The following is a 22,944-nucleotide window of genomic DNA, read 5'->3' as shown; positions in this document are numbered from 1 at the left end:
AGGGCGTCATGACCAACCACAGCGGTTACCCGCAAACCCGGTTCGGGGATCTGCCCCTCCATATCGGGGGGGAGGCTTATCCATCCGCCAGCGAGCAGTGGGTAGAGGTCACCAATCCGGCGGATCAGAGCCTGCTGGCGCGGGTACCCAAGGCCACCCCGGCCGAGATAGAGCACGCGGTGCGCACGGCCCACGACGCCTACCTGCTGTGGCGGGAGGTGCCGGCCTCCGAGCGGGCGCGCGTCATGTTCAACTACCAGTACCTGCTCAAAGTACATCACGACGAGCTGGCGGCCCTGCTGGCCCAGGAGACCGGCAAGAATCTCGCGGATGCCAAGGGGGATGTGTGGCGCGGCATCGAGGTGGTGGAGCAGGCCTGCGCCATCACGAGCCAGACCCTGGGGGAGACCATGGGCAACGTGGCGCGCCGGGTCGACGGCCACTCCTGGGTACAACCCCTGGGGGTGTGCGTGGGGATCACCCCGTTCAACTTCCCGGCCATGATCCCGCTCTGGATGTTCCCGCTGGCGGTGGCCTGCGGCAACGGCTTCGTGCTCAAACCCTCGGAACAGGATCCCCTCACCCCCATGCGTCTGGCGGAGCTGTTCGCCGAGGCGGGGGCGCCCAAGGGCATCCTCTCCGTGGTGCACGGGGGCGCCGAGCAGGTGGATGCATTGCTCAACCATCCCGATGTCAAGGCGGTGAGCTTCGTGGGCTCGGCCAGGGTCGGCGCCCATGTTTATCGCACCGCTACCTCTCAACTCAAGCGGGCACAATGCTTCGTCGGCGCCAAGAACCACATGGTGATCATGCCGGATGCCAACAAGGGCCAGGTGCTCGGCAACCTGGTGGGGGCCGGGGTGGGCGCCGCCGGCCAGCGCTGCATGGCCATCAGCGTGGCGGTATTCGTCGGGAGCGCGCGGGAGTGGATCCCGGCGCTCGCCGCCGAGTTCGCCAAGGTGAAACCGGGGATCTGGCACGATCCGGAGGCCGCCTATGGTCCCCTTATCAGCCCGGAGGCGAAAGTCAGGGTGGAAGGCCTCATCGAAGCGGGCATAAAAGAGGGGGCCGAGTGCCTGCTGGACGGGCGTTTCTGTGACGTGCCGGGCTACCCGGTGGGCAACTGGGTGGGACCCACCCTGTTTCGCGGCGTGACCCCCGAGATGCGCATCTATCAAGAAGAGATCTTCGGCCCCGTGCTGGTCTGCCTCGAGGTGGAGAGCCTGGACGAGGCGCTGACCCTCATCAACAACAACCCCTATGGCAACGGCACCTCCATCTTCACCGGCTGCGGCGCCGCGGCCCGCAAGTTCCGCCACGAGGTGGCGGTGGGCCAGGTGGGGATCAACGTGCCCATCCCGGTGCCGCTGCCCTTCTTCTCCTTCACCGGCTGGCGTGGATCCTTCTACGGGGATCTGCACGCCTACGGCAAGCAGGCGGTGCGTTTCTACACCGAGACCAAGACGGTGACCGAGCGCTGGTTCGACGAGGACATTCCCGGCGGCCCCAACATGACCATCCACCTGCGTTAAGCGGTATTCACGGCCAAGACAAGAAGGAAGCAAACAAGATGGATTTTACGTTGACCGAGGATCAACAGGCCTACATGGAGGCCGCCAGCGCCTTCGCCGAGGAGGCCCTCAAGCCCCATGCCGCCCGCTGGGACAGGGAGCACGAGTTCCCCATCGCCACCATCAAGGAGGCGGCGGCGCTCGGCTTCTGTGGCCTCTATACCCCTGAGCAGTACGGCGGACTAGCCCTGCCGAGGCTGGATGCCAGCCTCATCTTCGAGCGCCTCGCCATGGGCTGCACCTCCACCACGGCTTACTTGACCATCCACAACATGGTGAGCTGGATGCTGGGCTCCTGGCTGCCGGCGGAGGTGGCCGAGGAGTGGGTGCCGAGGCTCGCCAGCGGCGAGCTGCTGGGTTCCTACTGCCTCACCGAGCCGGGCGCAGGCTCGGACGCGGCGGCCCTCAAGACCCGTGCCCAGCGAGAGGGGGGGGATTACCTCATCGACGGCAGCAAGGTGTTCATCTCCGGGGCGGGCAGCACTCAGGTGCTGGTGGTGATGGCCCGCACCGGCGGCGAGGGAGCAAAAGGGATATCCGCCTTTATGGTGCCCGCCGACACGGCAGGTGTGAGCTATGGCAAGGCGGAGGAGAAGATGGGCTGGAATAGCCAGCCCACCCGGGAGGTGAACTTCAGCGGGGTGCGCATTCCCGTCCGTTACCGGCTGGGGGAGGAGGGAGAGGGCTTCAAGTTCGCCATGCAGGCCCTGGATGGGGGGCGTATCAACATCGCCACCTGCTCGGTGGGGACGGCCCAGCAGGCGCTGAACGATGCCCTGGCCCATGTGCAGCAGCGCCAGCAGTTCGGCCGCCCCATCGGCGAATTCCAGAGCGTGCAGTTTCGCCTCGCCGACATGGCCACCGAGCTCGCCGCCGCGCGGCTGCTGGTGCGTCAGGCCGCCGACAAGCTGGACAGGGGGAGCCCGGACAAGAGCGCCTGGTGCGCCATGGCCAAGCGTCTGGCGACGGACGTGGGCCACAGAGTGTGCGACGAAGCACTGCAACTCTTTGGCGGCTATGGTTATATCCGCGAATACCCGCTGGAGCGCTACCTTCGCGATACCCGGGTGCATCGCATCCTGGAGGGGACCAACGAGGTCATGCGACTCATCATCGCCCGCCGCCTGTTGGCCGATCCCGGCCTGACGCTGGAGTGACGGGCACAGTGACTGACAAGGACAAGACAATGACAAGGATCAGGCTCGAGTATCACGGTCACGTGGCCTATATCACCTTCGATCATCCCCCCGCCAACACCTGGACTCTGGCCAGCCTGCAGGCCCTGCTGCAGATGATGGTGGAGCTGGACAGCCGCCCCGACGTGGTGGCCCTGGTGATTCGCGGGGCGGGGCAGAAGTTCTTCTGCGCCGGCGCCGATCTCAAGATGTTTGCCGACGGCAACCCGGATCACGCCCGCGAGGTGGCCGAGGCCTTCGGCCGCGCCTTCGAGGCCCTTGCCCGCTTCCACGGCGTCAGCATTGCCGCCATCAATGGCTATGCCATGGGGGGCGGCCTGGAGGTGGCGCTCGCCTGTGACATCCGCATCGCCGAGGAGCAGGCCAAAATGGGTCTGCCGGAAGCCTCGGTGGGCCTGCTGCCCTGCGCCGGCGGCACCCAGCGCCTCACCGAACTGGTGGGACCGGGCTGGGCCAAGCGGCTCATCCTCTGTGGCGAGAAGGTCACGGCCAGCCGGGCACGGGAGATAGGCCTGGTGGAAGAGGTCGTCCCCGAGGGGCAGGCCTGGGCGGCGGCGGCGCAGATGGCCCAGCAGGTGGAACGCCAGAGTCCGAGCGCCCTGCGCGCCTGCAAGAATCTCATCAATCAGGGTCGCACCGGCCCGCGAGATGCGGCCCTGCCGCTGGAGCGCAGCCTCTTCCTCGAGCTGTTTGCGGATGCGAACCAGCGCGAGGGGGTCACCGCCTTCCTGGAGAAGCGCCCGGCCCGCTGGCATTATGGCGCCACCCCCAAGACCAACGGGGCTCACCATGAGTGAGCCCGTCCCCGTTTTCTGCCATCCCGACCCGGGTGGCGCTTCGTTTGAACTCGGTGTTGAACATGCATGAACCGGTAAGCACGACCCTGTATCCCACCCTCGACGGCCACCAGATTGGGGTGCTGACCCTCGACAGCCCCGCCTCCCTCAACGCCCTGAGCCTGCCGATGATCCAGCGGCTGCAGGCCGCCCTCACCGAGTGGGAGCAGGATCCCGCCGTGGTCTGCGTCCTGCTGCAGGGGGCGGGGGAGAAGGCATTCTGCGCAGGGGGCGACATCCGCTCCTTCTATTACCAGAAGCAGGAGGCCGGCGAGCATGAGCTGTTCGCCTATGCCCGCGACTTCTTCGAGCAGGAATACCGGCTCGACCATAAGATCCATTGCTACAAGAAGCCCCTCGTCTGCGTGACGGATGGCATCTGCATGGGGGGCGGCATCGGCCTCTTCGCCGGCGCCCAATTTCGGGTGGTGACCGAGAAGAGCCTGTTCGCCATGCCGGAGGTGACCATAGGCCTCTACCCGGATGTGGGGGCCAGCTGGTTCCTGAGCCGCATGCCGGGCCGACTCGGGCTCTGGCTCGGCCTCACCGGTGCCCGTTTCAACGGGGCCGATGCCATCGGGCTCGGGCTCGCGGATCACCGGATGGCGAGCCATGAGCGGGCCGAGCTGCTGCCCCGGCTCACCGGGATCAACTGGTCACAGGAGCCCGTTCAGCAGATAGACCAGCTGCTAAGACGATTGCAGGCAGAGGTGGGTGCGGATTTCCCGCCCCCTGTGCTCTTGCCTCATCAGGCCAGGATCGATGCCCTGCTGGCGGGGCGCTCCCTGGAGGGGGGGCTGGCCCAGCTGAGCGGCGCCCATTTCGAGGCCGAGCGGGAGGCGAGCCTGGCCCGGGCCAGGGAGACCTGCCTCACAGGCAGCCCCATCAGCCGCGCCATTCTCTGGCGTCAATACTGGCAGGCCCGTCGCCAGTCGCTGGCCGAGGTGTTTGCCGATGAGCTGGCGCTGTCGGTCAACTGCGTGCTCAGGGGGGACTTCGTGGAAGGGGTGAGGGCGCTGCTCATCGACAAGGACCAGTCACCGCGCTGGCTGGCGCCCCAGCCTGGCGAGGAGTGGCTTGACGCATTCTACCGCTGGCCGGAAGGGGTGAACCCTATGGTGAGCGACCCCCTCCAAGGGTGATCTATCGAGGCGGCTCGCGGATAGGCCAAGCCGCCATACAAGGAATAGGGCAAGGAGCAAAGCATGACAAGGATAGGGTTTATCGGACTCGGCAACATGGGGGGCCCCATGGCCGCCAACCTGGCCAAGGCGGGGCACACGGTGCAGGTGTTCGACCTGATGCCGGAGAGTGTGGAGAAGGCGATCGCGGCCGGTTGCATCGCCGCGGGCGACGCCCGCGAGGCGGTGAGTGGCTGCGATGTGGCCATCAGCATGCTGCCGGCGGGGGAGCATGTGCGCGGGCTCTGGCTCGGGGAGAGTGCCGGAGAGAGGGGCGGGCAGGATCTGCTGGCCGCCCTGCCGGCGGGCGCCCTGGTGATCGACTGCTCCACCATAGACGTGGCCTCGGCCCGTCAGGTGGGGGTGGCGGCGAAGGGGCGCGGCATTCGCTTCATCGATGCCCCGGTATCGGGGGGCGTGGCGGGGGCCACGGCCGGGATCCTCACCTTCATCGTCGGCGGCGAGGCGGCCGACTTCGAGGCAGCCAGGCCTATCTTGGCTCATATGGGGCAGAACCTGTTCCACGCCGGCGCCCTGGGGGCGGGCCAGATCGCCAAGATGTGCAACAACATGCTGCTGGCCATCCACATGGCGGGTACCGCCGAGGCGCTGGCCCTCGGGGTGAAGGAGGGTCTGGATCCGAGCGTCCTCTCCACCATCATGGGCAAGAGCTCGGGCAACAACTGGAGCCTGGAGCGCTACAACCCCTGGCCCGGGGTGATGGAGAATGCCCCCGCCTCCCGCGGCTATCAGGGGGGCTTCATGACCTGGCTTATGGTGAAAGACTTGGGATTGGCCATGGCGCTCGCCGAGCATGCCCACAGCGCCGTGCCCATGGGCTCCCTTGCCCGCAACCTGTTCAACCTGCATGCGGGGCAGGGTCAGGGGAGCAAGGACTTCTCCAGCATCCTCGAGCTTTATCTGGAGAAGGCCCAGGACAAGCCCCAGCCGGGTTGAGCGGGCGTCTCCATCCCTTATTCGCGGTACTGACTGCATTCAATGGCCGCGCTGTTTTGTCGAACCCATTGCCATTCAATCTGCTCAAGCACGAGGATCACTTATGGATATCAACAACAGGGTCATCGCCATCACCGGGGCCGGGCGGGGGCTCGGCCGCGCCATCGCCCTCTGTCTCGCGGCGCAGGGAGCCGTACTGGCTCTCATCGACGTCAATCGCACGGATCTGGAGGTGACCGAAGCCGAGCTGCCCAGCCGGGACGGGCGCTGTGCGCTGTTTGTCTGCAACGTGGCCGATGAGGCCGAGGTGGAGGCGACCTTCGCCGCCATCAGGGAGCAGTTTGGCACTCTGCATGGCCTCATCAACTGCGCCGGGATCCTGCGGGATGGCATGTTGATCAAGGTCAAAGAGGGCGAACTGGTGGAGAAGCTGAGCCTGGCCCAGTGGCAATCCGTCATCGACGTCAACCTCACCGGCACCTTCCTGTGCGGCCGTGAGGGGGCGGCCCTGATGGCCCAGGGGGGGCAGGGGGGCGTCATCATCAACATCTCCTCCATCGCCCGCGCCGGCAACATCGGCCAGAGCAACTATGCCGCCAGCAAGGCGGGGGTCGCCTCCCTGGTGGTGACCTGGGCGCGGGAGCTGGCCCGCCACCAGATCCGGGTGATGGGCATAGCCCCCGGGGTGTTCGCCACCGACATGACGGCGGCGATGAAACCCGAGGCCATGGCGCGCATGCAGCAGGCCATCCCGGTCGGCACCCTGGGGCAGGGGGCCGAGCTGGCCCAGACGGTGCAGTTCATCCTCGCCAACGACTACCTCTCCGGGCGGGTGATCGATCTGGACGGCGGCCTGCGGCTCTGAGCGCCCTGACTCATCCCCTTCACTGCGCCCCGCTTGCCGGGGCGTTTTTATGGAATATTCCCAATCGGGCTTCATATGTACCCATTCAGACGGTGTGAATAGCCATGCAGGTCCTTTTCCGGAAAATGGGGGCAACGTCATGGAAAAACGTGAAATATCAACGGGTCTCTCTTAATTTGAACCAGCTCACAGGCGTCGTGAGTGAGTGCTGTAGAATTGCGCGCGGTCAAGACGGTGCATGATTGGCGCTACGAAGGATTGCGGTCGGAATAGTCATGCAATATAGTTGCCGCCTTTTTCACGGGGTACGGACTCTTTGCCCCTCCCATGTCGCGCGTCGCATGAATACGGATGCTCTGCCACCGCCTAATCAAACAGGATTGAGATGGACAAGAAACTGGGGCTAGGTGCCCTCATCTCGCTGGTGATCGGCTCCATGGTCGGCGCCGGGGTTTTCAGTCTGCCACAAAATATCGCGGCACATGCCAGCGCCGGGGCCGTCGCCCTGGGGTGGGCCATCACAGGGGTCGGCATGATCTGCCTCGCCCTGGTCTACCAGAACCTCTCCATGCGCCGCCCGGATCTCGACGGCGGTATCTTCAGCTACGCCAAGGCGGGCTTTGGCGATTTCATCGGCTTCAACGCCGCCTGGGGCTACTGGCTCTGCCAGCTGCTGGCCAACGTCTCCTACGCCATCGTCGTGTTCAGCGCCCTGAGCTACTTCTTCGACACACCGGACAACGTCATCTTCGGTGACGGCAATACCCCGGTGGCCATCGCGCTCGCCTCCCTGCTCATCTGGTCGGTACACGCCCTGGTGCTGCGTGGGATCCAGGTTGCGGCCCTGGTGAACATAGTCACCACCATCGCCAAGATGGTGCCACTCATCGTGTTCTGCGTCGCCATCCTGCTCGCCTTCAACATGCAGACCTTCACTCTGGACTTCTGGGGCCAGGGCAGCGGCGAACTGGGATCCGTGATGGATCAGGTCAAGTCCACCATGAAGGTGACCCTCTGGGTCTTCATCGGCATCGAGGGGGCCGTGGTGGTCTCCGCCCGCGCCCGTCATCGCAAGGATGTGGGGCGTGCCACCGTGCTGGCTCTGCTCGGCGCCCTGACGCTCTACGTGATGGTGACCCTGTTCTCCCTAGGTGTCATGAACCAGCCGCAGTTGGCCGCTCTCAAGAACCCGTCCACCGCCATGATCCTGGAGGCCGTGGTCGGCCCATGGGGCGCCTGGCTCATCAACATCGGTCTGGTGATCTCCGTGATGGGGGCCCTGCTTAGCTGGACAGTGCTGGCGGCGGAAGTACCCTACATCGCCGGCAAGACCGGGGTCTTCCCGGCCTGGTTCGCCAAGGAGAACAAGAACGGCTCCCCCCAGGTGTCGCTCTGGTGCTCCACCTGTCTGGTGCAGATCTTCCTCATCATCATCTACTTCCAGAACAGCACCTACCTGGCCCTGGTGAATATCGCTACCTCGGCGGCCCTGGTGCCCTACGTTTTCTCCGGCGCCTATGGCCTCAAGCTGGCGCTGCAAGGACAGACCTACGAGAACCAGCCCCATCAGCGCAAGCGTGACCTGCTGCTGGCGCTGGTGGCCACCGTCTACGGCTGCTGGCTGGTCTATGCCGCCGGGGTGGAATACCTGCTGCTGGTGGCGCTGCTCTACAGCCCGGGCATCTTCATCTACTGGAAGGCGCGCCAGCATCACGGCCTGCGCAGTCTCAACCGGCTGGAGCAGGGGATGACGGTGGCCCTGCTCGGTTGCGCCGTGCTGGCGTTCTACAAGGTGATGGACGGTACCATTCCCTTGCATTAATCGGCACAATGAAGAGATGGCCCGGGGCCATCTCTTTTTTTATGCGCGCAATAAGATAAAAACGCTGCCGCACCGATTGGGAAGGAATTTTTATGCTGTTTTTGGGGTATCTGGTGTTGGGGGCCTTTGCGGGCATATTGGCCGGTCTGTTCGGCATCGGCGGCGGGCTCATCATAGTGCCCGTACTGGTGCTGAGCTTCCATGCGCAAGGGGTGGCGCCTGAGATCGTCACCCATCTGGCGCTCGGCACCTCCTTGCCCACCATGATCTTCACCGGGATAAGCTCATTGCGGGCGCACCGGGAGGCGGGGGCGGTGGACTGGACCCTGATCCGCCGGCTCGGGGCCGGCATGCTGATCGGTGCCTGGCTCGGCGGCATGACCGCCAACCTGCTGAGCGCCAGCACCCTCAACATCATCATCGGCTGCTTCGCCTGGACCATGGCGCTGCAGATGGGGCTCAACCTCAGGCCCAAGGCGGAGCGCACCCTGCCAGGCCCCGCCGGCACCGGCATCGCGGGCACCATCATCGGCTGGCTGTCGGCACTCTTTGGCATCGGTGGCGGCTCCATGACGGTGCCCTACCTGACTTGGAACAGCGTGCCGATGCGCAGCGCCGTGGCGGCCTCCGCCGCCTGCAGCATCCCCATCGCCCTGGCGGGCAGCCTCAGCTATCTCTACGCAGGCTGGGGTCATGTCGACTTGCCCGAGTGGAGCCTGGGGTTTGTTTACCTGCCGGCCCTGCTCGGCATCATACTCACCAGCACCCAGTTCGCCCGCCTAGGCGCCAGGCTGGCTCACCGCCTCTCCCCCCAACGGCTCAAGCAGGCTTTCGCCTTGCTGATGCTGGTGGTGGGCGCGAAATTCATGCTATTTAGCTGATTTATTGGCAAATTGCCGAAAAAGCAGGCGAACGGTTCGACCTGGGGCAGAAAGCCGTTGCATTGACCGGCCAGTTTGCCTATTCTCCTCGCCGGTGGTCCTATTGGTCCTCTCGCATTGATAACCCGTCGACCTGGTCAGGACCGGAAGGTAGCAGCCAAGGCGGGGGACTCGAGTGCCGGGATGTGGCTGGTAGGGCCACCACTTTGTTTTGTAAAACAATAACTTACCTTCTCTCGTTCTCCCTTTTTATTCTCCAGACCTCTTGGTCATCCACTCCTTGTGGATAGCTCAGCGTTTTCATCGTGATCTCAGGTCTTCTCTCCAAGGGATCGGGTATTGCCGAATCGTCTCCCTGATACCCAGTACTCACAGTGAAGGGGTAGAGTCACCCTCGTATACGAAGTACAGTCCCTGCCATCAAGCACCTTGTATCTGCATGCATTGCTAGGCCTCCGCCTGAAACCTCGAATAAGATCCTTATCCCGGCGGATGCAGCTTCCATAACGCGGATGGCTCACCCTGCCTCGCAACCCCGGCCTTGCAAGGGCGATGGGGCATGGATGCCGCTCTAGAGCCGATATAGAGGAGGAAAGTGCGGGGAGGCTCGCCATCAGGAGCGGTGAGGGGAGGGAGGCGATGCAGTTGATGATGTGGTCACATCGGGTGACGTCATGTCGATCGGCATCTATCCAGGGGTTGCCCCCTCCGTGCTGGCGACTATCCTGCCATAGCCATAGCCATAGCCATAGCCATAGCCATAGCCATAGCCATAGCCATAGCCATAGCCATAGCCATAGCCATAGCCATAGCCATAGCCATAGCCACCCAAAGAGAGCCGTTCACGAAGTGATGCCGGCCAGGGTCACCGTGGTTGAAGCGCCTTAGCGATAAAGTCGATAAAGAGCCGCACCTTCTGGGACTGCTCCTTATGGAATGGGTATACCGCGAACAGTGCGTGAGTATCCGGTCGCCACTCGGGGATCAGTTCGATCAGAGTGCCGTCCGCCAGCTCCGCCGAGACGAATTCGGCCGGTACTAGGATCACTCCAAGCCCCTGAACGGCCGCCTGTTTCAGGGCCAGGCCATTGTTTGCGGAAAACGTGGCCGGGCGCAATTCCACCATCGCGCTCTCCTCACCCCGGCTAAAGAACCACTTGCGGGGTGAGGATGACAGGCTGTAGACCAGACAGTTGTGTGCCTTGAGATCTTCCGGCTGCCTTGGCTGGCCCGCCTTAGCCAGGTAGTCGGGGGCCGCGCACAGCACCCGCCGCACCTCGCACAGTGGTCTGGAGCGCATGGTGGAGTCGTCCAGTGCGCCAGCCCCCCGGATCACCACATCTATCCCCTGATCAATCAGATCCACATAGGTGTCGCTCAGGATCACCTCGATGCTGATCTCCGGGTAGCGGCGTTTGAACGCGCAGATAAGCGGGTTGATGGTGATCAGCCCGTAGGACATGGGGACGCTGATCCTCAGCCTGCCTTTGGGGGTGAAGGAGGAGGCCATGATGGATTGATCGGCGGCGTCCAGGTTGTCCAGTACGCTGCAGATCTGGCCGTAATAGACCATGCCGGCTTCGGTCACACTCATCCGCCGCGTGGTGCGGTTGATCAGCGCGATGCCGAGGAACTCTTCCAGCTCGTTGATGTTCTTGCTGACTGCTGCCTGAGAGAGGCTGAGATCATCCGCGGCTGCCTTGAAGGTACCCATCTCCACCACCCTGCGAAAGACGTTCAGCGCCGTGATCTTGTTCATCATCCACCCTCATTCATTCACTGTTGGTAAATTATCATAACCATTGAGCAGGCTTTGTTCATCATAATATGGCTTCAAGAGGGGCCATTTTCGTGCGTCATGAGTGGATGGCCGCTATAAGGCGATACGTTGTGAGGAGAGTCGGCAGCAGGGCCTGGGCACGCCAGCCGATCCCGGCGGGATCTGGTCTGTCGCCGGGATACTCCGGCTTCTCCCTCGATGAGTGCGGCCCGATTTCGCCGGGTCGCCAGGGTGGGGGGAGTTCTCAGTCCTGGCGCAGAAGGGGGGAGACGCCGAAAGGCGGACATAAAAAAGGCGGCAAGGCCTGAGCCTGACCGCCAACGCGCAGTGGGGGGGACTATTGCACCTTGTCCAGCTCATGGGCCCAGGGGTTGGTGCCGAGCAGTTCGGCGTGGGGCACGTCGGCCTCATAGCGCATGGTGAACGTCTTCGGACCATGGGCGAAGGCAACCATCAGCCCTTGCCTGGCGTCCATGAGTCCGGCATGCATGCCGAGCCCGTGATAACTGACTCGAACGGCCTTGTCCGCCAGCCCCACTCGTTCAATCTGGAAGCGCGCGATGCTGCCGTCTTTGAGGGTGAAGCCCCAGCGGAAGGGTCCGCCGTTGACGACCGTCATCACCTCGTCGATATCGGTTCCATCCTCTGCAGAGTTGACATGCATGCGGCCATATTTTTCCAGCACGGCGCTGCGGGTTGTGTCGTCCAGCGCCTTCATGTCATAGACCTTGGGATAGGGGCCAACGCCGGTCTCCTCGGTCATGACGCCGCCGCCTTTCACCGCGGGTTCACGGCCTGCCAGTCTGGCTTGTTCGAGGAGCTGTGACTGGCTCAGGTTGAACGTCTTGATCAGGAAGTCGTGTTCCGCCCTGGTCAATGCCCGGGTCTCGGAGCTCTTCAGCAGCGGCTGCGCCACATCAGGTATGTCGATGGTGACGACGTTGACGCCGATGGGGTTCAGTACCGCATTGACGGCTTCCACCCCTCTTATTTCGGCGCGGCCATCGCTGAATTGCAGTGAGACGACATCCTTTGCAAACCCGTTGGCAGAGACAACGGAGGCGATGGCCGAGGCCAGGAGAGCGATTTTGGTGAATTTCATATGAGACTCCTCGTTAAGGTTCGATGAGCAGTCTAGGGGCAAGGTTACTTCACTGAAATATAGGTAATCTGATATCAAAGTTCACCCATGGTGAACAATTCCATGGAAAAGGGCTGATATACGCCGGGGAGCGGCCGTCGTGGTCCCTGTTTATTGGGGGTCGATTGCCGTGACCCCTTATTGACCGGGTCGAGGGATCATCACACAGGCAAGTCGGGCCGACGGTCGGTGCAGGGAGAGGCTCGGGAGAGCGGGAACCGGGAACCAGGCTCTGTGGCCGATGCGGGTCGAGCGGTTGACATGCAGCATGGGAGGGCAGTGAGAAGGCCCTGGGGAAGCAGCCAGGGCAGTGCACTTAATCTGTTAAAGCGTCCATGTCCTGTGGGTGATGCTGCGGCAGGGTAGCGGCAAAGTTATTGCGGCCCCCTCCTTTGCCATAAGGATGGTCCCCAGCCGATGGGGGCTCACCGCCTGCGGCGGGCGGTTCTCCGGGGATGACATCCGAGGAGGAACAGGACGCGAGCAATAGCGGTGCGGCTATCAGCAGCGCAAGTTTCAACGTCTTCATGACTACTTCCTCTGTCCAGCTAACGGGCTGGACTTGCGGATAGTCAGTTTAGTTCAGCGGTTCGGGGCGCAAAGGGGTGAGGCCGATGGGAGCCGTAGCCATAGGAGGCTGGTCGGCGGAAATCTGCCACCAATTCAATCGCGTTGCCTTTTGATTAATTTTAAAAAAAGATCGTCAACCCAGTGCCAGGAGGATCCTGCCCCTCGGCGGCGGCTTATTCACAACATCGGGTTGTGACTCATACATCCTGCCTTCATCTAGATAGGGATATCTTTCCCCTCTATAGTCCAACCGCAGAAAGCCCTGCCACTGAGAGTCCAGCCATCGAGCCTGCCGCACCTTGCGCTGGCAGGGGCAGTGGTCTGGTCCTGCGGCATGTGCTGGCAAGGGTGCCAGCGGATTGGTAGCGAGCCCGTAGATGGAGCTAAGGGGCTGACGAGGAAGGGGATGGATGCACTCATCATCGGTTGATTCAAACAAGCCCCGGCTGCGCCTGGGATGTCTGTTACTGCTAATAGGGGTCATGATGGCCGGTATCGTTTCGTATGTACTCAAACCCGCGCTGCCCGCCTACGGCGATTCGGCGCAATACAGGGATGGGCGCTTTGGCAATGCCACGACCTGGCCCGCGCGTGGCTTCTGGGAAGGGGTGGGGCTTTGGCGGGATTTTCTGTTCAACAAGCCGGCGGATACCGTGCCCGATAGAGCCATCCCGGTACAGGCGATGAGTCTGGCGAGCCTGCTGGCGGCTCCCGACAACAGCGTATGGCGCCTGGGTCACTCCAGCCTGCTGCTCAAGCTCGCCGGGAAGTTCTGGCTGACCGATCCCGTGTTTGGCGAGCGCGCCTCCCCGGTCTCCTGGTTTGGCCCCAAGCGCTGGCATGCGCCCCCCATCGCGCTCGATGAGTTGCCCCCCATAGAGGCGGTGATCCTCTCCCATGATCACTACGATCACCTCGACCACGGCACAATGCTGGCCCTGCAAGAGAAGGCTGGACAGTTTATCGCGCCGCTCGGGGTGGGGGCCCGGCTCATCGCCTGGGGCGTACCGGCGCAGAAAGTCACTGAGCTGGACTGGTGGCAGCGATACCGGGTCGGCGCCGTCGAGTTCATCGCCACCCCGGCCCAGCACTTCTCCGGCCGGGGCCTCGGGGATGGCAACCAGACCCTGTGGGCCTCCTGGGTGATCCGAAGCGAGGAGGCCAATATTTTCTTCAGCGGTGACAGCGGCTACTTCGATGGCTTCAAGACCATAGGGGAGCGGTTCGGCCCCTTTGATGTGGCCTTCGTCGAAACCGGTGCCTACAACAAGCGCTGGGAACATGTGCACATGATGCCGGAGCAGACGGCCAGGGCGTTTCACGACCTGCGCGGTAAATGGCTCTATCCCATCCACAATGGCACCTTCGATCTGGCGATGCACCGCTGGGACGATCCCTTGGAGCAGATAAGCCGCCTGGCCGCCGAGCAGCAGATCTCGCTGACCACCCCCCTCATGGGAGAGCCGCTGGCGATGCTAGCCCCCCACCAGGGCAGCTCCTGGTGGCGAGAATCCTTGTAGCGGGGGCTGGTCGCCGGAGTTGGCTCGCGTCAGGTGAGAGGCCAGGCCGGTAGGCGAGGGCCTTACTGGATTGCCGCTCAGATCAGGGGGAGGGCGAGAAAGGCCCGTATGGCGGGGGTGACGCTGTGTTTGCGGGTGATAAAGGCGGTGGTGCCGGCCGCCGCGTCTGCCAGGGGGCGCCAGGGTAGCTGAAACAGTCGCAGGGCGGTGGCGGCTATGCTGGCGCTGACCACGGCGCAGCCGAGCCCGTGACTCACCCCGTTGGCCAGGTGGAACAGGGAGTCGGTTTCCAGCACCACCCTGAAACTCAGCTGCTGGCGGGCGGCGGCCTCGTCGAAGTAGCGGCGAAACTGCATGGTGCTGCTCGGCAGGATCAGGGGGATCCCCTGCAAGTCCGCCAGTTGCAGGGGCTCGTCCTGAGGACGCTCATCATGGCCGGGCAAGGGGCCCAGCAGCGCCATGGGGTTGGGGTGAGGCTGTTGCACCGCGAGGTTGCGGCGCTGGTGGTCGGTGAGCAATTCGTCGAAACCGAGTCCCAGATCGATCTGGTGCAGGTCCAGTTGCTCGAGCAGGGTCTCGTGGGTCATCACAGACAGCCTCAGTCCGACCCTGGGGTAGGCCTCATTGAAGCCCTTGAGCAGGGGCATGATGTCGATGCTCGACTGGGGCACCATGCCGATGCGCAGGGTACCGGAGAGCTCGCCGCCAAACAGGCTGAGCTCCTGGTGCATCGCATCCTGCTCCTGCAGCATGCGCTCGGCGTGGCGCAGCACTATCTCGCCCGCCTGGGTCAGGGCCACGAACTGGCTGTTGCGTACCACCAGCTCGGTGCCGAGGGATTTTTCCAGCGACGTGATGCTGGCGGACAGGGTGGGCTGGGTGATGAAGCAGGCCTTGGCCGCCTTGGCGAAGTGCCGATGCTGGGCCAGCTCGTAAAAATAGTGCAACTGCTTGATATTCATCGGAAGGCTCAGTGGTATGGCCGAAATGAGTGACAAATTAAATCAATCAATAGTCTTGTGGCAATAGAACTCTTCTATGGGTGTATAGATTTGTTTCATTGGTTTTGACGCGCGGGGTTATCTAAACTTGAGGCCCGAATACATTTTATAAGCGCTTCGCATGGACCCTCACAACTCGTGGTTGCCGAGGATGGACGAACTGGTGGAAGAGGCCGCCATCGCCATCAATATCAACGGCATCAGCCACGCCGTCATGATGGCTACCCCGGATGATCTCGACGACTTCGCCATCGGTTTTCTGTATGGAGAGGGGATCATCGGGGGCAATCATGATGTACACGACATCCAGCTTGTCCCCTCTGAGCAGGGCATGGTGCTCGACGTCACCATCGCCAACCGCTGCCTCGCCGAGCTCAGCCGTCGCAAGCGCCGTCTCACCGGGGCGAGCGGCTGTGGCATCTGCGGGGTCGAGGCCATCGAACATGCGCTGCCGGCCCTGACCCCCTTGACACCAAGCGCACCTCCCGCTGCCGGTAGCCTGCTCAATCTGCGCGAGCGCATCGCCCCCTGGCAGAGCAAGGCCCGCCAGAGCGGGGGGCTCCATGCCGCCCTGGCACTCGGGGAAGAGGGGGAGATCCTGGCCTGCCGGGAAGACATAGGCCGCCACAATGCGCTGGACAAGCTCATCGGCATGCAGCTGCGCCAGCCAGATCGCAGCAATACACTGGTCATCACCAGCCGCTGCGGCAGCGAACTCATTCACAAGGCGGTGCAATTTGGTGCCGCACACCTCATCAGCCTCGCTTCTCCCAGCCAGCTCGCCGTCCGACTGGCCTTGAAGTACCACCTGAACCTTATCCACGTGCCCAGATCCGACGCGCCTGTCTACTACAGCGCCTGGGATCAGATCGGAGAACGCAATGTCCAGCCATATTGAGAAACCGGCGAAGGCCGGCGGTTTTTCCTCCCTGCAGTCCACCTTCAAGCAGGTGCTGCGCAGCCAGAAGACCCGGCAGAACATCAAGAATCTGCTGCGGGTCAACCAGACCGACGGATTCGACTGCCCGGGCTGCGCCTGGGGGGACAACAAGCAGGGGGCCTTCCAGTTCTGCGAGAACGGCGCCAAGGCGGTGGCCTGGGAGTCCACCGGCAAGACGGTGGGGGCGGACTTCTTCGCCGAGCACTCGGTGCGCCGCCTCGCTACCCAGAGCGACTACTGGCTGGAATACCAGGGGCGGCTGACCGAGCCCCTGCGCTACAACCCGGCGAGCGATCACTACGAGCCGGTGAGTTGGGACGAGGCCTTCGGGATCATCGCCGCCAAGCTCAAGAGTCTCTCGAGCCCGGACGAGGTGGAGTTCTACACCTCGGGCCGCGCCAGCAACGAGGCTTCCTACCTCTATCAGCTGTTTGGTCGCCTCTATGGCACCAACAACTTCCCCGACTGCTCCAACATGTGTCACGAGGCGAGCGGGGTGGGGCTCATCCAGTCCGTCGGGATCGGCAAGGGCACTGTGGTGCTGGAGGACTTCGACGCCGCCAAGGCCATCTTCGTGTTCGGCCAGAATCCGGGTACCAACCACCCGCGCATGATGAACGCCCTGCGCAAAGCGGCGCGGCAGGGCTGCCAGATCGTCTCCTTCAACAACTTGAAGGAGGTGGCCCTGGAGCGCTTCGCCAGCCCCCAGAGCCCGGCGGAGCTCTTGACACCGGCCGCCACCTGCATCAGCCACCAGTACCTCACCCCCAAGCTCGGCGGCGACATGGCGGCCATCCGTGGCATGGCGAAATACATAGTGGAAGAGGAGGGGAGCCGCCTCGATCTCGCCTTTATCGAGCAGCACACGGTGCATTTTGATCACTACCTGGCCGAGGTGAAGGCGACGGAGTGGTCACGGATCGAGGCCCAGTCAGGCCTCAGCCGTGAGGAGATCACCCAGGCTGCCAAGATCTTTGCCCGGAGCGAGCGCGTGATCAGTTGCTGGGCCATGGGGATCACCCAGCACAAGCATTCGGTCGATACCATACGGGAAATCGTCAACCTGCATCTGATGTGCGGCCAGCTTGGCAAACCGGGGGCGGGCCTGTGTCCGGTGCGCGGCCACAGCAACGTGCAGGGCAACCGCACCATGGGGATCAACGAGAAACCCAATGCCGCCTTCATCGATCGACTGGAGCGCCGCTTCCCGGTGGGGCTCAAGCGTACACCTGGCCACAACGTCTATGAGGCCCTCAAGGCTTTGCACGCGGGCAAGAGCAAGATGCTGGTGTGCCTGGGGGGCAACCTGGCCGCCGCCGCGCCGGACACGGACTTCACCTACGAGGCGCTGCGCAGGAGCGAGCTCAATGTGCAGATCAGCACCAAGCTCAACCGCAGCCATCTGATGGTCACGCAAGACGCGCTGATCCTGCCCTGCCTCGGCCGCACCGAGCTGGATGTGCAGCGCGCCGGCATCCAGAAGATCACGGTGGAGGACACCTTCAGCATGGTGCACGCCTCCACCGGCATGAACGAGCCTGTCTCCCCCCTCTGCCTGTCCGAAATCGACATAGTGGCGCGCATGGCGGAGGCGACTCTCGGCAACGAACGCCTCGACTGGCTGACCCTGCGGGACGATTACGGCGTGCTGCGGGATCTGATCGCCCAGACCATAGCGGGGTTCGATGACTTCAATCGCCGCATCGAGGAGCCTTGTGGCTTCCACCTCGACAACAGCGCCGCCCTGCTGCGCTGGAACACCCCGAGCGGGCGCGCCGAGTTTCGGGCGAGCCGCTTGCCGGACTCCATCTTGCCGGAGTGTACCCGCCACGCCGAAGAGATGGTGGGGCAACCTGTGCTGCTATTGCAGAGCCTGCGCTCCCACGATCAGTACAACACCACGATTTACGGCATGGACGATCGCTACCGCGGCATCAAGGGGCGGCGCAACGTGGTGTTTATAAATGAGGAGGATGCCCGCATGCTGGGGCTTGCCGAGGAGCAGCAAGTGGACATGAGCGCCATCTGCAACGATGGCCGCGAGCGCAAGGTGAGCGGTTTCAGCGTGATCTTCTACGAGATCCCGCGGGGCAATATCGCCGCCTACTACCCGGAGACCAACCCCCTGGTGGCCATCGACAGCATAGGGGAGGGCTCCTTCACCCCCACCTCCAAGTCCATCCCCGTGCTGGTGACCCCGAGCCAGGCCGTGATGACGAGCCTCGCCGTCAATCTGTAAGCCACAAGCGCTGTCAGCCTGTCCCCGGACCCCTGCCTCTGGCAGGGGTCTTTTTTTTGTAATCACCTCACTCGGATCTCATGGCTGGCCAAGCTGTATGTCCCTTGTATGGCTAACCATCTTTAGGTAGCTGACTCCCATGCTTGCCCCTATGCTGGCACCCTTTCGGCCAAGGGCGCCCCTGTGCGACCAGCCGGCGACCCACAACGATCGTGCGGCAGGGCCAGGCCCGGGTACGCACTCACAACGGATCCTATTGATGTTCAAAGCCTGTTCCCCCCATCTGGCCAGCGTTGGCCTGCTGCTGGCCACTCCCCTGGTCTATGGTGCCCCCGTGGAGACGGCAGAAGTGAGAGAGACCGGTTGGGATGACAAGGAGGGCACCGAGCCAGGCAAGGCGCAAGGCGAGCGATCCCCCTGGCTGTTTGTGCCGCTGCTGAGCTCCAGCCCCAAGCTGGATACGGCGGCTGGCCTGATGGTGGGCTATCTGTACCAGTTCGACGAAGAGTCCCGTCCCTCGCTCTTCACCGTCTCGGCCAAGTACACCACCTCGGAATCCCTCATCACCAGCGCCTTCGCCAAGACGTCGTTCGGGGCGGATCACCACCGCATCGTCGGCGGCCTCATCGCCGGCGACATCAACAACGACTATGCGGACTACCTCGGCAGCGGCCGCCCCCTCGAGACCAACGACAACTTCCGCTCCGCCTTCCTGCGCTACCTCTATCGGGTGGAGGGGGACTGGTTCGTCGGCGGCCTCGCGGCCTATTCCAACTACGAGATGACGGGGCGGGACTTCCAGTCCCAGCAGATCCTGGACGATCTGGGGCTGGAGGGCTTCACCTCGGGAGGCCTGGGGCTGGCGCTGCAGCACGACTCCCGGGACAGCGACTTCAGCGCGACCAGGGGCTGGTATCTCAACGTCAACAACCTGGCCTATCGAGAGGCGCTGGGGGGTGAAGAGAACTTCGACATCTACCGGGTGGATTATCGCGGCTACTGGGGCCACGGGGACGGTCACGTGCTCGCCTGGCGCAGCCGCAACCAGTTCTCCCACAAAGCGCCGAGCGGCTCCTATTCCCCCATCTACCTGCGAGGCTACACCCCGGGGGAGTACCTGGGGCAGCACATGTCTGCCGTCGAGGTAGAGGAGCGCTACAAACTGGCCGAGCGCTGGACCGCCACGGCCTTTGCCGGGGTCGCCTGCCTCTATGGGGATGGGGTGAACGGGGAGTCCCTCGATTGCGGCGACAGGGACAACGTCTATCCCGCCTGGGGGATGGGGATCCAGTACCTGCTCAAGCCCGAGGCGGGCATAGTTGCCAACCTAGAATACGCCATGGGGAAGGACGACAACTCGGGCATCTACCTGAAGATGGGTTACAGCTTCTGATATAGAACGGCCCCTCATGGGGCCGTATTTCAATTCACTTCTGCGACCACCACGCGATTGCGACCCTGATGCTTGGCCTGGTACAGGGCCTGATCGGCCCGCTTGAGCACGGCGTCCAGATCTTGGCTGCCGTGGCCGGGCCAATGGGCGACCCCCAGCGAGATGGTGATGCACCCCGCCGTCGCCATCTCATGGCTCTCGACCTTGAGTCGCAGCCGCTCGGCGACCCCCTGGGCCTGGGCCAGGCTGACGTCCGGCAGCAACAGCAGGAACTCTTCGCCACCGCTGCGGCAGAGGGAAGCTCCGGTTCGGATCTCCTGTTGCATCAGGGCGGCCAGGGCGATGATCACCTCATCCCCGACGTCGTGGCCGAAGCTGTCGTTGATCTTCTTGAAGTGATCGATGTCGAGGGCGATGACCGAGAGGGGTTTTGGCTCCAGCAGATACTCGTCCAGCAGCCGCTGGATCGCCCGCCGGTTGAACAGCCCCGTCATGGGATCCGTGTGGCTGTCGTTGTGCAGCTGGTCGATCTTGGTGTTGAGCAGGCCCAGGCCCTTGAGGATGGCCTGCTTCAACTGGGCCGCCTCGAAGTACCAGGCGCGGATGCCGGCGATGTTGGAAAACGCCCCTTGCTGATCCATCAGGCTGGCCCGATTGGCCAACTGGCGCAGGGGGCGGGAGATGAAGGTGGCAGAGAGCCAGATGATGAAGAGGATGAGGGCCGTGGTGGGGACCATCTGCATCAGTACCCCGGACATGTGCTCATCGAGCCCTTCCAGGGTGGCGCTGCGGGGGCGCTGTGCCACCACGCCCCAGCCCGCGCTGCTGACCGGGGCGAAGCCGCTCAGCATATCGACGCCGCGGGCATTGACCATGTCGAGGGCGCCGCTGTCTCCGTCCAGCACCTCATCCACGGCCGGGTTGCCGCTGATCCTCTGGCCTATCCGGGCCGGATCCGGGTGGTAGATCAGGGTCTTCTCCCGATCCACCACGTAGAGGTAGGAGCCATCCTGATAGTAGTGCTGGCCCAACAGGTTCGAGAGCACGCTGGTGGACTGCAGATAGATGGTGCCCGCGACATAGCCCAGATAGCGCTTGTCGGCGGAGAACACGGGATAGGAAAGGCTGATGAGATAGTTGCCGGTCAGGGAGACGAAGGGATCCGTGATCTGTGGCTGCTGGCTCTTGATGGCCTCCATCGACGTCGGAGAGCCGAGCTTGGCCCCCTTCACCTGCAGGGTCTCGGGGGAGACGGCGACTATGGTGCCCTCGCGATTGACGATCACCACAGAGTTGAAGGTACTGGTCTGCAGGCGCAGGCGATCCACCTCGGCGTCGAGGGCCTTGGCATCTCCCCCTTGCAACAGGGAGCCCAGCAGGCTGGCGCTGTAGGCCAGCTGACCCTGGGCCGACTTGAGCATGCTGTCGGCCGAGTTCGCCAGCTTGGTGGCATAGACGCGGTTGGATTCCAGGGTATTGGCGATCAGCAGCTGTCGCTGGGCCTGATAGATGGCGTAGAAGCTATTGCCAAAGGTTGCGAGAACGCCCAGTACGGCCAGGGCCAGGATGAGACGATGCAGATCAAACTTCAGCAGCCAGTGAGGTTGCATGGGGTGAGGGGGTCCTTGTCAAACAGCGAGTCGCTGGGGTCCATCGGGGGATTTTAATGGGGTTGACGGCGCAAAAGCTACCTCATATTGGGCCGATGACGCCGCGGCCCGGTGTGGGAGCCCCGGTGCTCGCATTCGGGGGCCCGGGGCGCTCGTCCAGCCAGCCTGAGGGTTGGCACGCAACGACAGAGAATAAGGGGGGAAGCCCGTTCCCCCCGAGCGGACCTCAGCCCTTGAGGGAGGCCATGTCGATGACGAAGCGGTACTTGACGTCGCTTTTCAGCATGCGCTCGTAGGCGTCGTTGATCTCCTGGATGGCGATGGTCTCCACATCCGAGGTGATGCCGTGCCGGCCGCAGAAATCCAGCATCTCCTGGGTCTCCTTGACGCCGCCGATGAGGGAGCCCGCCACCGACTTGCGCCCCATGACGAGGGGAACAGTGTTGAGCAGGGGATCGAGCTCGCCGAGATAACCCACCAGCACCAGGGTGCCGTCGATGGCCAGGGTCGGCAGATAGGGGTTGAGGTCGTGCACATAGGGTACGGTGTCGATGATGAGATCGAATGTGCCCTTCACCTCCTTCATCTGTGCCTCCTGGCTGGAGAGGACCACGTGATGGGCCCCGAGCCGATAGGCGTCATCCTCCTTGCCGGGGGATCGGGTAAAGAGGGTGACCTCGGCCCCCAGTGCATTGGCCAGTTTCAAGGCCATGTGGCCGAGCCCGCCGAGGCCGACGACGGCCACCTGCTTGCCCGGCCCCGCCTGCCAGTGGCGCAGGGGGGACCAGGTGGTGATGCCGGCGCACAGCAGAGGGGCCGCCCCCGCGAGGCTGAGGCCATCCGGGATGTGCAGCACGAACCGGTCGCGGGTGACGATCTGCTCCGAGTAGCCGCCGAAGGTGGGGCTGCTATCCTGCCGGTCGACGCCGTTGTAGGTGAGGGTGGGAAACTCGTCGCAAAACTGCTCCAGCCCTCGCTCGCAGGGGCGACAGTGCTGGCAGGAGTCGACCATGCAGCCGACACCCACCCTGTCCCCCGGTTTGAAGCGGGTCACGGCGCTGCCGACCCGGCTCACCCGGCCGATGATCTCGTGGCCCGGCACCAGGGGATAGTGGCTGTTGCCCCAGTCGTTGCGGGCGTTGTGCAGATCCGAGTGGCAGACGCCGCAATACTGGATATCGATCACCACATCGTCGGCGCGGGGGGCCCGACGCTCGAAATGGAAGGGGGCCAATGGCGCCTGGGCCGATTGGGCGGCGTAACCGAGCACTTTTATCGTCATGCTGTTCTCCCTCGTTGCAGGGCCTGATGCCCGATTGAAGATGCGAACGGCCGGGCCCTGCTCTCGCCTTGCCCGTGCCGCCAGCGGTGCCCATGGAGTGTTGACCCCGGGGCCGGATCCCTCAAGGGGGGTGGGCAGATTATCTGTCCGGCAGCCATG

General features: G+C 63.5%; 18 protein-coding genes and 1 other RNA gene. 13 read left to right on the top strand and 6 right to left on the bottom strand.

What is annotated here, in order from left to right:
* Positions 1-8: 8 nt before the first annotated feature.
* The 9 genes from ACRCYW_RS17100 to ffs all read left to right on the top strand — a co-directional run bounded on the left by ACRCYW_RS17100 (position 9) and on the right by ffs (position 9,507).
* A complete protein-coding gene (locus tag ACRCYW_RS17100; protein ID WP_438551224.1) occupies positions 9-1,532 on the top strand; it encodes a CoA-acylating methylmalonate-semialdehyde dehydrogenase in 1,524 nt (507 codons plus the stop codon).
* A gap of 38 nt (positions 1,533-1,570) precedes the next feature.
* On the top strand, positions 1,571-2,728 hold the full coding sequence (locus ACRCYW_RS17095; RefSeq protein WP_438551223.1) for an acyl-CoA dehydrogenase family protein: 1,158 nt from the start codon (positions 1,571-1,573) through the stop codon (positions 2,726-2,728).
* A 29-nt stretch (positions 2,729-2,757) separates the two neighbouring features.
* Entirely contained in the window at positions 2,758-3,564 is an 807-nt protein-coding gene (locus ACRCYW_RS17090) for an enoyl-CoA hydratase (protein ID WP_438551222.1), read from the top strand.
* 62 nt (positions 3,565-3,626) lie between these two features.
* Positions 3,627-4,745 (top strand): enoyl-CoA hydratase/isomerase family protein, encoded by a 1,119-nt coding sequence (locus tag ACRCYW_RS17085; protein WP_438551221.1) that lies wholly within the window; start codon positions 3,627-3,629, stop codon positions 4,743-4,745.
* A 63-nt stretch (positions 4,746-4,808) separates the two neighbouring features.
* Positions 4,809-5,741, top strand: a complete 933-nt coding sequence (gene mmsB, locus ACRCYW_RS17080) for a 3-hydroxyisobutyrate dehydrogenase (protein WP_438551220.1) — start codon at positions 4,809-4,811, stop codon at positions 5,739-5,741.
* Between the two features lie 103 nt (positions 5,742-5,844).
* The gene (locus tag ACRCYW_RS17075; RefSeq protein WP_438551219.1) at positions 5,845-6,606 is read left to right on the top strand and encodes an SDR family oxidoreductase; all 762 of its coding nucleotides are present in this window, start codon (positions 5,845-5,847) and stop codon (positions 6,604-6,606) included.
* Positions 6,607-6,991: 385 nt separating this feature from the next.
* Positions 6,992-8,428 (top strand): arginine-ornithine antiporter, encoded by a 1,437-nt coding sequence (arcD, locus tag ACRCYW_RS17070; RefSeq protein WP_438551218.1) that lies wholly within the window; start codon positions 6,992-6,994, stop codon positions 8,426-8,428.
* A gap of 92 nt (positions 8,429-8,520) precedes the next feature.
* Positions 8,521-9,309, top strand: coding sequence for a sulfite exporter TauE/SafE family protein (locus ACRCYW_RS17065; protein ID WP_438551217.1), 789 nt, complete (start codon positions 8,521-8,523; stop codon positions 9,307-9,309).
* Positions 9,310-9,410: 101 nt separating this feature from the next.
* Positions 9,411-9,507: signal recognition particle sRNA small type (gene ffs, locus ACRCYW_RS17060), an RNA gene on the top strand.
* Between the two features lie 490 nt (positions 9,508-9,997).
* Here the strand turns inward: ffs and ACRCYW_RS17055 are convergent.
* The 3 genes from ACRCYW_RS17055 to ACRCYW_RS17045 form a co-directional block, all read right to left on the bottom strand.
* Positions 9,998-10,141, bottom strand: a complete 144-nt coding sequence (locus ACRCYW_RS17055; RefSeq protein WP_438551216.1) for a hypothetical protein — start codon at positions 10,139-10,141, stop codon at positions 9,998-10,000.
* A 33-nt stretch (positions 10,142-10,174) separates the two neighbouring features.
* A complete protein-coding gene (locus ACRCYW_RS17050) occupies positions 10,175-11,071 on the bottom strand; it encodes a LysR family transcriptional regulator (protein ID WP_438551215.1) in 897 nt (298 codons plus the stop codon).
* A gap of 355 nt (positions 11,072-11,426) precedes the next feature.
* Positions 11,427-12,191, bottom strand: coding sequence for a hypothetical protein (locus ACRCYW_RS17045; RefSeq protein WP_438551214.1), 765 nt, complete (start codon positions 12,189-12,191; stop codon positions 11,427-11,429).
* A 1,094-nt stretch (positions 12,192-13,285) separates the two neighbouring features.
* On the opposite strand from ACRCYW_RS17045, the gene ACRCYW_RS17040 reads away from it, so the two are divergent.
* Positions 13,286-14,320 (top strand): MBL fold metallo-hydrolase, encoded by a 1,035-nt coding sequence (locus tag ACRCYW_RS17040; protein ID WP_438551213.1) that lies wholly within the window; start codon positions 13,286-13,288, stop codon positions 14,318-14,320.
* Between the two features lie 77 nt (positions 14,321-14,397).
* On the opposite strand, the gene ACRCYW_RS17035 is transcribed toward ACRCYW_RS17040, so the two are convergent.
* Complete coding sequence (locus ACRCYW_RS17035; RefSeq protein WP_438551212.1) at positions 14,398-15,282, bottom strand: LysR family transcriptional regulator; 885 nt, start codon at positions 15,280-15,282, stop codon at positions 14,398-14,400.
* A gap of 160 nt (positions 15,283-15,442) precedes the next feature.
* On the opposite strand from ACRCYW_RS17035, the gene ACRCYW_RS17030 reads away from it, so the two are divergent.
* The 3 genes from ACRCYW_RS17030 to ACRCYW_RS17020 all read left to right on the top strand — a co-directional run bounded on the left by ACRCYW_RS17030 (position 15,443) and on the right by ACRCYW_RS17020 (position 19,893).
* Positions 15,443-16,219: a formate dehydrogenase accessory sulfurtransferase FdhD gene (locus tag ACRCYW_RS17030; protein WP_438551211.1), complete on the top strand. Its 777-nt coding sequence runs from the start codon at positions 15,443-15,445 to the stop codon at positions 16,217-16,219.
* On the top strand, positions 16,203-18,500 hold the full coding sequence (locus ACRCYW_RS17025; protein ID WP_438551210.1) for an FdhF/YdeP family oxidoreductase: 2,298 nt from the start codon (positions 16,203-16,205) through the stop codon (positions 18,498-18,500). Before ACRCYW_RS17030 ends, ACRCYW_RS17025 begins: the two co-directional genes overlap by 17 nt.
* Before the next feature lie 259 nt (positions 18,501-18,759).
* A complete protein-coding gene (locus tag ACRCYW_RS17020) occupies positions 18,760-19,893 on the top strand; it encodes a BamA/TamA family outer membrane protein (RefSeq protein WP_438551209.1) in 1,134 nt (377 codons plus the stop codon).
* Between the two features lie 29 nt (positions 19,894-19,922).
* Here the strand turns inward: ACRCYW_RS17020 and ACRCYW_RS17015 are convergent, their stop codons facing one another.
* On the bottom strand, positions 19,923-21,503 hold the full coding sequence (locus ACRCYW_RS17015) for a sensor domain-containing diguanylate cyclase (protein WP_438551208.1): 1,581 nt from the start codon (positions 21,501-21,503) through the stop codon (positions 19,923-19,925).
* A gap of 226 nt (positions 21,504-21,729) precedes the next feature.
* Complete coding sequence (locus ACRCYW_RS17010) at positions 21,730-22,785, bottom strand: NAD(P)-dependent alcohol dehydrogenase (protein WP_438551207.1); 1,056 nt, start codon at positions 22,783-22,785, stop codon at positions 21,730-21,732.
* Between the last annotated feature and the right edge of the window lie 159 nt (positions 22,786-22,944).

The organism is Aeromonas sp., assembly GCF_051657805.1.
Classification (GTDB): Bacteria; Pseudomonadota; Gammaproteobacteria; order Enterobacterales; family Aeromonadaceae; genus Aeromonas.
This window is presented reverse-complemented; position numbering and strand designations above follow the sequence as displayed.